The sequence below is a fragment of the Candidatus Protofrankia californiensis genome (assembly GCF_900634765.1).
Lineage (GTDB): Bacteria > Actinomycetota > Actinomycetes > Frankiales > Frankiaceae > Protofrankia > Protofrankia californiensis.
In genome coordinates, this window is record NZ_CAAAFT010000006.1 from 1 (window position 1) to 10,784 (window position 10,784).

The following is a 10,784-nucleotide window of genomic DNA, read 5'->3' on the forward strand; positions in this document are numbered from 1 at the left end:
AGCCTGCCTTACGCCGACCCGGTACGTCCCATTAGGGGCCTGCCAGGCAAGCACGGCGATGCCCTCGTGCAGGTAGCGGTAGCCCACCGACCGGGACACTCCATGATCCCGGAAGAGCTGTTTGGTCTTGAGGCCGTCACAGAACCAGCGCAGGACCACGACGGCCTGTTCCAGCGCGGACAGCGTGCGGATGCCGTTGCGGGTGCCGCGGCGTTGACGCTCCGCGATGAGAAGACCCGCCAGGCGGAAGACGGTGTGATCGCCAAGAGGCAGCTCGGCGGTGTATGTGAGACTCATCGAGGCGCGGGGTTCCTTCGGGTTGCTCTTTGGTCAGAACAACCTTGCTACCGGAACCCCGCGCCTTCGTCGTCACAGCCCCCCCACAGCCCCCAGGGACTCTCACACCCCGTAACGGTCACGAAACGTAACAGATCATTGCTGGGAATGGCTCACTGTACCGATCATGTTCATGCTCACTTGATATAATGCGACCGCTTCAGGCGAAGGTGGACTGCGGTGGCGTAGGCCCTCGATGGCGGGCGGCGGGCATGCGCCATGCACCGGGGTTTCAAGGAGTCGGGGCAGGGAGCCGGGGTTCAAGGGGCGGTCGCGAGGAATTCGGCGATGGTGCGGTAGGTCATGGCCTCATCGAGGTGCAGGTGCTCGGGCGGCCGTCTCCTAGTCTCCAGGTCGAGGGTGGCGTTCGCCGGCCCTATCGTCGCCTCGAAGACATGGTAGAGCAGCCTGCAGCGGCCATCCGGGTCCTGATGGACGCGTATCCACAGCGGTGATGCCCGCCGTAGTTCATCCCTCCCCCGCCTGAGCTTGACCTCGGCGTCCTTACCGAAGACGACGGGCAGGCCGAACGAGCCGATCGCGAAATCCCGGCCGTCCGGATGCTGCCCTTTCAGGGTCGGGACGACGGCGTCGACGTATTCCCGCGTGACCCATCTTTTGAAGGCGTTGAACTCCGGTCCGCGGTCCACGGGCGCCCGGAATTCACGCAGCCTGAATCCGGCGTGGTGGAGGAGCTGTGGCCACGATCCGGTCTGTTTCGACAGGAGGATGTGCCAACGCGCCCAGGTCGGCGCGGTCGGCCACGCCCCACTCGTGCCCAGCGGCCGCGGGCTGCTCCGGCGCAGGAGCGGGCGGTGGCCGTGACGCTCGGCGACGAGCTCGTGCAGGCGCAGAATCGCCGGGTGGTCACGGGACGGCTCTGCGTCCGTACTCTCGCCGATCACGCCACACAGCTGTTCGAGTCCGGCGAAACCGACCCCGCCGAATCCGCGGCGGACCCGCGCGCCGAGCCCCCCGAAGGTCGCCAACGCCCACAGGGAGATCCCGGTAACCTCGCCTACGTAGTCCGCGAAGGACGGGTCGTCCCGCGCGCCGATCCGTACAGCGAACGTCCCGGTCGCGCCGGCAGGGATGTGGTGGGGCCGGGCCAGCTCCGGATGTTCCCGGTTCTCGTTCGGTGATGGCGGCAGGAACAGGCCCTGGCCAAGCAGATAGCCGATGCCGTGCGTGCGGCGTTCGGCGTCGGGTCGCAGCCGGAGCCAGCCGGGGGACCGCAGATCCTTCTTTGAAGGCGGCGGGTCAAGCGTCGGCGGTCTGACCAGACGAAGAGCGACCGGGGACGGCCCTATGCGGGTCTCGTCGTACCGGCCACCGGCGGTTCCGAACACCTCGGACTCGGCGCGGGCCAGCGCGGCGTAGTCATCGCCGAAGACAGGCGCGGCAAGGGCACGGAACCAGAACCGCGCCGCCCCGCGGATTCCCGGCATCCGCAGCTCGGACCGCGCGTCCGGCCCCGGGGCGAGAAACATCGGGGTTGTGACCGTCACGCCTACGGGAATCCAGGGTGCCGGCGCCATCAGCGGGCCCGTCCTCTCCAGGGCAGATGGGTGAGCGGATAGGTGACCGGGCGGTCGTCCCACAGCATCTGGAGAAGGACGCCCGCGGCGAGCCCCACCGAGGCGGCAAGCGTGAGCAATACGGCCGGTGGGGTCGCGCCCGGCCCGGCGAGCGTCTGGGCCAGGTCCGGCTTCACCGCCGGCACGACCGCGGCCAGAACCAGCGAGGCCACCCCGACCGCGTGCGCGAAACCCAGAGCGACCACCGCCAGCACCCGACCGGCGAGGATCCGGCCGCCGGGGATGCCGTGTCCCTGGGCCTCGAACGCCAGATAACCGGTAGCGACCGTGAGCAGCGCGGCAGAGGCGATCACCGGCCATATCCAGGTATTCGTGTGTGCCCACGCGTCATCCAGCGAGATCAACGCGGCCATGCCGAGCGCCGCCCCTGCCGGTAGCCGCAGGCACCACAGATTGGTCATTTCCCGGCGTCGGGCGGCGAGCAGGAACATCGCAAGATAAGCGGCCCCGGTCACGGCGGCCACACCGCGCAGGACCCCGAGGGGATGTGTGTCGAACACCACCGCCACCACCGGAGCCAGCAGCACCGTCGCCATCAACAGAAGGACTCCGAGCGGACGGCGTCCCACCGTGGGGCGCAGCACCCGCCAGGACGGCAGCAGCATGAACCGGGGCAGGAAGGCCTCGCGCACCAGCCAGGTCCGGAAGCCCGGGTCAGGATCGCCGGTTGCCGCCGGCAGCGCGGTTGCCGGCATCGCGGTTGCGGGCAGCGGCGTGGAAAGCAGCTCGTGCCGGCCCGCGCCGGCGGTATTCGCGCCGGCGGTGTCCGCGGAGGCTGTGTCCACGAAGGCGAGACGCCGCAGTTCCGCGTCCAGTTTCTCCGCCTGCCAGGACAGCAACTGCGGGTGCTCCTCGTGGTTGACAAGGTCGAGCGCCCAGTCCAGGCGTGCCTGTTCGGCGCGGGGAAGGAACGCCTCCAGCGACCCGAACGCCCCCGGGTCAACCGGAAACTGAACAGAGGGAAAACGCCGCGGCGCCCACAGGAGCAGGAAGCGCGTGCGGTGGACCAGAGGCAGGATGCGGGCCGCGGTCCGGTCGCCAGCGGTGGCCGCGTCCTCCAGGACGATCCGGACGGCCTCGGCAAGGCGGACCGCGACCAGCCACCCATCCTCGGCGGACAGCTGCCCATCCTCGGCGGGGAGGCGCGCAGGCGGCCCTCCCCGGACAAGCCCGACGGCAAGGGCGGGAAAGCTCCTCGTCAGGATGCTGGGTTCCTTGACACGCACCTGCGCAGCCAACTCGTACACGGCCTCGGCGGCGTTGGCCGCGTTACCCCACCGCTTGCGCACGTCGGGCAGGCTAACGCTGACACCATCGACCGTGAAACGGACACCGCTGGTGGTACCCCCTCCGGCTTCCTGGGGAAAATCGTCGGCAACGGCCGTCCAGCCCGCCGCGTCCATGATCATCTCACGGGGAAGGCCCTCGGCAAGCAGCCGCTCAAGGGTGGTCACACCACACCGGTCAGGTACGGGCGCATCGCCACCAGACCCCGACCGAGCGGGGTGAGCCGGGCCTGGCCGCGGACGCTCGTGTAGGCGAAGTCGAGCAGCCGGTCGGAATTCGCTGGAAGACGGTCCGTCTCGGCGACGACGGCAAGTTCGTTCATGTCGTCCTTGATCCTGGTGGCCCGCAGGTAGATTTCCACCAGATCGTTCGGATTTTCACCGTTCGGATCTTCCGTATTCCCTTCGTGCAGGCAGAACGCGCGCAGTGGCGGACGTTCACCTTTGACGTATTCGGCGAATGACACCAGATAGGGCAGCGTGGCCTTGTACCCACCGGAAAGGTGCAGGGCGAGCTCTGTTCTCGGCGGCCGGTGCAACAGGGCGGCCCATACCAGTGCCTTTGCCACGTTCTCGATGGCCTCGGTAAAGGTCGTCGTCCTGTCGGGCAGCAGTCCGGGGATCCGCAGGATGTGCACTGGTTCGAGGATGTGCACCGGCTCGCCGGACCCGGCATCAATGAGCGGCACGCCCTCGGCAGTGCTGTCGAGGACCGGCTGGGCGTGCACCCGCACGGGCCGGCGGAACCGGGCAGCGTTCAGCAACGCGGCAAGCATGCCCTCCGCCGTATCGGATGCCAGCAGAACCACCCGGTCGTCGGGCATGAGCGCACTGTAACGGGACGGGTAACGATGCAGACTGGCGACCTCGGCGCTGAGCTTCCCCGGACGCTGGCAGTCCGCAATCGGCGTCAGATAGGGGCCGATCTCGGTACGGAAGGACTCGACCCACGTCTGTGGCCGGTCCAGCGCGTCCGTGAGCGTCCGGCCCGCCCATTCGGTCAGGACCTCGACGTCGTCCCACCCCAGCGAGGTGACGGACCGAGGCGGCAGCAGATTCGTCAGGATCGACGTGCCGCACGGCAGCAGGTGGACGGTCATCCGCGGTCCTTGGCAGGGACCGGTTCGGCGCCGGCGGTCTCGACGGTGAAGTAGCCGTAGCCGGCGTTGGTCTTGGCGCCGAGACCCCAGTCCCGCAGCGCCGTCGACAGCCACGCGACCGGGCCGTCGTCGTCATCGGATGCCGCGAGTTCGGGCAGATCCGGGTCGTGCCCCCTGCCGACGACGTGGACGGTGAAGGCGACCGCGGAGGTCACCGTGTAGAAGGCCACGGGGACCGGCTGCTGGTACTCGGACGGTGGGGCGATGGCGGGGTCACCGTAATAGTCGGGGACATGCGGGTTCATGACGTCGATTTCCACCCCGGTACCAGCGGCCCTGGCGGGCAGCTCCGGCAGGGCGTCGAGAAACACGAACCGCCCGTCCGGGGGAGAGTCGTCGTCATCGCCGGTCGCCTCGCCGGTCGCCTCGTCAGACGGGTTCCCGCCAGGAAGGTTCTCGTCGGGAGGGCGACGGGCATCGTCTGCGCCGGTGTCCTCCCCTGCCCGTCGGACCTCACCCGGTTCCTTACCGAACACGATCCGGCCGTAGTCCCGGTAGGACTCGGGGTAGTCCTGCCGGGCGCAGGCCCGAGCCGCGCCTTTCAACGCCGAGCCGGGCAGCACCGGAACCCCGTAGGTGCCGTGCACGCTCATGCCGATCTCGGCCGGCGTCTGCTCACCGAGGCCGATCACCACCCGCCACACCGGCCGCACCCGCAGCGTCCGCACCGTCCGGCCTCGCTCCTCCATGCGGGCTACGGCCGCGGCCCGGCGACGGCGGGCAGCCTCCAGCAGCCGGCCGGACGGGTCGAGAGCCCGGACGGTCGCCTCCCGCAGCGCCTGGTCGGCTGCCTCCCGCTGGTTCGGCGGGAGTTCCTCCTGCCAGATCGCGCGACGCAGCAGCAGAGCTCCGTTCGCAGTTGACGCCTTCGAGCTCGCCGCGACGGGTTTGCCGCCACCACTGGTGATCAATATCAGGCCCGGTGTGTCGTTGCCCGCCGGCGAGTAGGTGACGACATTGCCGAGCGGACCGGCCAGACGGGTCACGGCCGTGCCTCGTCCCGGCCTGCCGCCGCTGGGATCAGCGCCTCGGCTGCGCGGCGGACCCACAACGCGAACGCGCGGGCGTCCGCCGACGCCCTGCGGTAGTCGGCGATGTCCATCGTCCCGACATCCAGGACCAACGCCTTGCCGTTCGCGTCCGACGTTGCGAGCACGTGCCTGGCGAGGGCGTCGACCAGGATGCGATACGCCTGGTTGAGCGGCTTGGTCGGTCGGCCCGGCCCGGCTTTGGCCTCGTGGAAGGCTGCGGTCGCCGCAAGCCCGGAGCCGACCAGCATCGGACCGAGGTTCATCGCCCGGCTGCGGAAGTCCGGCCGGGCCGGCGTGGGCACCCCGTCGACGAGCTGCCAGGAGACGACCGCCAGATTCTGGTCCCGCCGGGCCATCAGGCGTCCTTCCCACGCCAGCGCAGCCACAGCAGGCCCTTGCCCAACGTCTCGTCGCCGCCGGCGACCAGCAGCTCACCGTCGAGGCGTGTGCGCAGACCGTCCAGGCGAGCCGGCTCGGATGCGGAGGTGTCCGCCAGGCAGTCCCGCAGCAACGAACACATGATCGTCTCTGCTGGCAGGTACTCGGTGTACCAGGGTCCGTGCTTGACCGTCTTGGCCTCCGACTCGAGCTGGATTCGAGGTAGTAGCTCGACGTGCTCCTCGGTGAGTGCCGCCAGGTCGCCGTCGCTGACCAGCAACAGATCGGTGCGCAGCTTGTCGCGGAAGAAAGCGAAGGGATCGGACGCGTTCGCCGTACCCGCAGTGGGTTGCCTGGGTTGCGCAGGTGCGGCGGGTAGGGCGTTGTCCGCGAGCCAGCCGGCCCAGGCCGTTACGGCCTGCTCGACCGGCTTGGCCGCCAGGTCGTATTCGCCGACCGCGAGCCGCGCGCCGGGCTCGGCCCAGAACGAGGCGGCCGGCACGACGCTGCCGGCATCCACCGTGGGGATCGGCGGGAGGCCGCGGACCCCGGCGAGCTCCGCCATCCTCGTCTGGCGAGCCAGTAACAGCGGGCTGCTGGCCCAGGCGAAGGTGTTGCGCAGCGTCGGCACGGGGAAGGCGACGAGCCGCAGGTCCCCGACCGCCAGCCAGCCCGGTTTCGGCGGCTCGGTGTCCGCGCCGGGGCTGCCCGGCGGGGCCGACCCGAACACCTTCTCCACGTCCGGCCAGTTCTTCCGGTCTTCCCGCGCGTGGTCACGCAGCGCTCCCTTGGCGCTCTGCCCCCAGATCGTCGGCAGGCGGGTCGTCGACTCCCGCTGGATCGGCAGGTCGATCACACCGACACTGTCCGACCCGCCCGCGTGGACGGCGGTTTCCGCATAGCAGTACAGCAGGGCGCTGTCGCCCATCACCATCTCCCAACCAGGCACAGGCCGAAACCCACCGTGCGCATCCAGTTTTTCGGGCCCGTCCGGTCCTGCATCTGGGGCAAGCACTCGCCGTGTGCCTTCCGGGCAAAGACCTCCGCCTCGGCCGGATCGTCGAATTCCAGGAAGTAGACGCTGCCGGCAGCCACCGCCCACCGCAGTGGCCGTCCCCGCTGAGAGTCACCGTCGATGCCGGTAATCACCTCGGGACCCAGGGTGCAGGCGCCTCGCAGCCTCGCGCCGTCCGGGAGCTCAGGCAGCCAACCATCCCGGAACACTGCGGGTGTGGCCAGGTACAGCAGCACCCTCCCGTCCGGGAACCGCTCCGGGGCCTTCGGCAGCGCCGGAAGCCCCGCGCCGCCGGAAACGACCGTCACGGCCGCCTGGCGAGCTTCACCACCGAGCCGCACGACCGTCACCACCGGCTCCGGCACAGCGGACCTGAACCACACCCGGCAACCGAACGCGACGCCTGCGGAACCGGTCGCATTCCCATCGCCGGTCTCGGACGGACGCCAGAAATCGGCCTGGTAAAGAAAGCCAGGCAGCGTCGTACGCCCGGCGCCGTCGCGGGACGAGCGAGCGTGGCGGGCAATACCGAGACGGCTTTCCCGCACCAGCGGCTCCTGCCGCCGCCCCCCGGCGCTGGATGTCCCAGCGGCGGATGTCCCAGCGGCGGATGCCTCAAGGTGCTCCAACGCGCGGGACGGATCGCCATCCAGGTAGCCGGTGAGCGCTTCACTGGACAGATAGGCGCCGCTCGGCTCCCCTGCCCCGGTCAAGAACCCAAGGCCCCCCGGTTCCGCGGCTCGAAAGTCAAGATCCGACTCAACGCCTGCCGGCAGGAACAGGTCGGCACCGGCATCCTCGCCAGGATGCTCGTGCAGGCGCAGGCGACGCGGCACACGGTCGTCAACGACAAGATCGGCCGGCGCGGGCAACAGCACCCGTGCTCTGGGACCACCTGTCCGGACCAGCACCGGTCCGGTGATCCGCAGCGGGTTGGAGCCGAAGACGGTACGCAGCGCCCCACCGGTTGAGGTCGGCCGTGGCAAGGTCGTGTGCGCGGTCGCCGTCATCCCGGTCGTGAAGGGACGGCCGTCCCGGAATGTCACCACATCCAACGGGTGGAACAGCACCCATGCCGACGCTTCGCCGTCGGTCTCCCCGCGCTCCTCAGCGTGTGCTGCCGGGGACTCCGGCACGGTAATGCTCATCGTCCCTCCTGGGCGACGAACCTGGCGATCTCCAACGCGTCGACCCAGGCGACCACGTCGCTGGCACGGAGCCGGTCCGTCGAGGGCTCGACCTCGCGGACCCGCCCGACGAACTGCGCGAGCGGGCTCCCCGGCCCGCTGTGCCGGGTGACCAGGCGACTGACCTCGGCGCCGTAGTCAAGGCTCGAACCCGCGAGTTCGGCGATGCCGTGCCGCTCGTCGTACATATCGTGGAGAAGCCGGGGCGACAGGCCACCGCAGAAGCCCTCGACCAAGCCCGCCAGCGACGTCGCCGGATCGGAGCCACTACGGCCCCGCCACGGCAGGACGCTCGCGGCCCGCTCACCGCCCCGGCGCAGCACCACCAGCGCAAGGCTCGCCTTCCCTTTGCGCTGCTTGGCCGCCTTCAAGGCGTCCCGGGCGCGACCGAGCGCATCCTGCAACGGATAGCTGACGTGGAAGAACACGACCGCGGTCGACACGGAAGGCCGCGTCAGCAGGCCCTGCGTCCCGGTAACGAACAGTTCCCGGCATCGGCCCGCGGCCCGCAGCGCGTTCGCCGCGGGGACGAGCCCCAGCAGGTCATCCCCACCCGCGTAGACGGCCCGGCCGTGCTCGTCCTCGAGGGCCTCGGCCTGCTCCCTCGCGATCGCCACGAGCCCCTTGGAGACCTGACCGTGCCATTCCCGCATTACCCGGCCCGCGGGCATCCGCGCGTGCGACAGGGCACGGCCCATGTCGTCGGCATCCTGGACAATCAATGCCAGGTAGCTGGCCGGCGGGCGACCAGGACCCGACACCCTGGCGAGCGCCTTGACAAGATCCTCGCAGGCGTTCCGCCCTTCGGAGCACGCCCGGGTGACCTCGGCGTGACGCTGGTCACCCGCGAGCAGCCGCAACCCACTCTCGTGCAGGAGGGACTCCGGCTGCCAGGTGTCGACCAGACACCAGGAGCCCTCCAGCCGGGACCAGCCGGCGATGACGTCGCCGAGGGGCCGGGTCATCGCCTCCAGCGCCGGGAGCGCGCCAGGACGTTCAAGATTGCCAGGGGGCTTGGCCCCTGCCTTCCGCAGCGCGGAGGTGACACCGTGTACCGCGTCGCGATGCCTTCTCACGGCGTCCAGCAGCGGACCGCTGACATTCTCGCCGGCCAGGGCCTTGACTATGCGAACGCGGAACGGGGCGGTCGCGATCGACGCCGTGGACGGGAAAACCGCGCGTTCCCCCGCGAGGTACTCAGCGACGTCCGGATCGCGTTTGACCGCGCAGACCGGGCACAGGCGTTCACCCGAAGCGAACCTCAGGCGGTCGGGAATGGCCGGGGAATCCGACGCGGCGCCTTCCATTCTCCCGCACAGCGAACACGGCTGGACGCCATGCCCGACGTATAGCTTGAAGTCACGGGCCCGCTTGCGGGCCTGGCTCGCAGCCGAGACAACCCGCCATCCCTGTTCGTAGTCGCTTTCCTCGGAGTCGCTTTCCCCTGGTGCGGCACCGTTGCCGCCGGCGGGGGCCTTCCAGCCAACCCAGCGCACGACCGGAAAGGTGTCGAGGCTCGCGGCCGTATCGTCGTCCGGGCTCTCGAACGTCACCTTGCGCAAGCCACGCCACTCGGCGTGGACCTTTGCCGAAACGTGCTCCGCGAGGCTTCTGGCGCCTCCGGCGGGAACCACCGCGAAAATCCGGTTCGGGAGCCCGTCCGGGACGTCAGCGGCGGCCGGGAGCACCGGCTCGCCGTTCCCGTCCGCCACCGCCGCCACCGCGACCTGGCACAACCGCGACATCAACCTGCTCGCCGTCCACAGGTCGGCTGTCCGCCGAGAAGCCGCGATGAACTCCTGGACCCCACCCAACGTCAGCATGACGTACCCGTCAGCCATGGACCCCCCGTCCCGCTGGCATTTCTCCACCCAAACCCCGAAATATGATCATCGAAGTAGCGGCAACATTAGCACCAGGCCCTGAACAACCACCGCGTGGGGTGGAACCTTGCTCACGGAAAGTCCGAACAGCCCGGCTGCCGAACCGGCGTCGGCACAGCGGGCGGACATCCGACCGCCAGCCGTGGAGGTCGTTCATGCTCACCGCGATCCCGCGGCAGATGTTGATGTACGCTGCGTCCAGGCAACCGCGGGAAGCAGCGGACGCGCTCGGACCGCTCGGACCGCTCGGACCGCTCGGACCGCTCGGACCGCTCGGACCGCTCGGACCGCTCGGACCGGGATTATGATCAAGAAGTCGGGGGGTTTCGGGTTCGTCGAGACGTTGGCAGGTCGCGACTTTCGTTTTGACCATTAGTTCAGTGGTGTTGCGGAGGTTCAGCCGTGCAGTCGCAGGCAAACGGTGACGCCCCCACCGATCCGCGGTTCGGAGTCGGCCTGCTATCCATACAGGACGCCGCCCGCTGCCTGGCGCTGCCGCCGCGAACATTCCGCCGGTGGGCCGTCAGCTATGAGGGACAACCGCTGGTACACGTTCTGCCCGCCGAACAGCGACAAGCCCGTGTTCCGTTCATCGCCCTCGCCGAGGCCCACGTCCTGACGGCGCTGCGCCAGGCCGGACTGCGAATCGCGAGGGCACGGCCCGCGCTCAAAGCCCTCCAACGAGAGTTCGGACGCGACTACGTCCTGGCCGCCCGCGAGTTGGCAACGGACGGCATCGACCTGCTGTGGGACTTCTCCCGCAACGTACCCGGTGACGGTGAACCCCTGATGGTCGCCGGCACCAACCAGTTGGTCTTCCGGGAGATCGTCGCCGGTTACTTGAAGTACCTGACCTGGGCCGACGACGGCTATCCCCGGATGCTGCGCCTCGCCGCGTTCGAGCCGGCTG

The 10,784-nt window shown here is 69.6% G+C and carries 9 protein-coding genes and 1 pseudogene; 1 reads left to right on the forward strand and 9 read right to left on the reverse strand.

Going from position 1 to position 10,784, the window contains the following annotated elements; translation table 11 throughout:
- From DD1DGNOD_RS00190 to cas10, 9 genes and pseudogenes are all read right to left on the reverse strand, one after another.
- A pseudogene (locus tag DD1DGNOD_RS00190) lies at positions 1-297 on the reverse strand (hypothetical protein); the annotation flags it as partial.
- A gap of 299 nt (positions 298-596) precedes the next feature.
- Positions 597-1,874, reverse strand: coding sequence for an RAMP superfamily CRISPR-associated protein (locus DD1DGNOD_RS00195; RefSeq protein WP_131765452.1), 1,278 nt, complete (start codon positions 1,872-1,874; stop codon positions 597-599).
- Positions 1,874-3,388 (reverse strand): hypothetical protein, encoded by a 1,515-nt coding sequence (locus tag DD1DGNOD_RS26280; RefSeq protein ID WP_165036299.1) that lies wholly within the window; start codon positions 3,386-3,388, stop codon positions 1,874-1,876. Before DD1DGNOD_RS26280 ends, DD1DGNOD_RS00195 begins: the two co-directional genes overlap by 1 nt.
- On the reverse strand, positions 3,385-4,320 hold the full coding sequence (locus tag DD1DGNOD_RS00200; protein WP_131765450.1) for a hypothetical protein: 936 nt from the start codon (positions 4,318-4,320) through the stop codon (positions 3,385-3,387). The genes DD1DGNOD_RS26280 and DD1DGNOD_RS00200 overlap by 4 nt, the downstream gene beginning before the upstream one ends.
- Entirely contained in the window at positions 4,317-5,366 is a 1,050-nt protein-coding gene (gene cmr6, locus DD1DGNOD_RS00205) for a type III-B CRISPR module RAMP protein Cmr6 (RefSeq protein WP_165036301.1), read from the reverse strand. The genes DD1DGNOD_RS00200 and cmr6 overlap by 4 nt, the downstream gene beginning before the upstream one ends.
- Positions 5,363-5,767, reverse strand: a complete 405-nt coding sequence (gene cmr5 / locus DD1DGNOD_RS00215; protein WP_131769169.1) for a type III-B CRISPR module-associated protein Cmr5 — start codon at positions 5,765-5,767, stop codon at positions 5,363-5,365. Before cmr5 ends, cmr6 begins: the two co-directional genes overlap by 4 nt.
- A complete protein-coding gene (gene cmr4, locus DD1DGNOD_RS00220; protein ID WP_165034752.1) occupies positions 5,767-6,717 on the reverse strand; it encodes a type III-B CRISPR module RAMP protein Cmr4 in 951 nt (316 codons plus the stop codon). The genes cmr5 and cmr4 overlap by 1 nt, the downstream gene beginning before the upstream one ends.
- Entirely contained in the window at positions 6,717-7,952 is a 1,236-nt protein-coding gene (locus DD1DGNOD_RS00225; RefSeq protein ID WP_131765447.1) for a type III-B CRISPR module-associated Cmr3 family protein, read from the reverse strand. The genes cmr4 and DD1DGNOD_RS00225 overlap by 1 nt, the downstream gene beginning before the upstream one ends.
- A complete protein-coding gene (gene cas10 / locus DD1DGNOD_RS00230; protein ID WP_131769170.1) occupies positions 7,949-9,832 on the reverse strand; it encodes a type III-B CRISPR-associated protein Cas10/Cmr2 in 1,884 nt (627 codons plus the stop codon). Before cas10 ends, DD1DGNOD_RS00225 begins: the two co-directional genes overlap by 4 nt.
- Positions 9,833-10,276: 444 nt before the next feature.
- Here cas10 and DD1DGNOD_RS00240 point away from each other — a divergent pair.
- Positions 10,277-10,784, forward strand: a 508-nt coding sequence (locus tag DD1DGNOD_RS00240; protein WP_165036303.1) for a hypothetical protein, incomplete at its 3' end; no start/stop codon positions are given.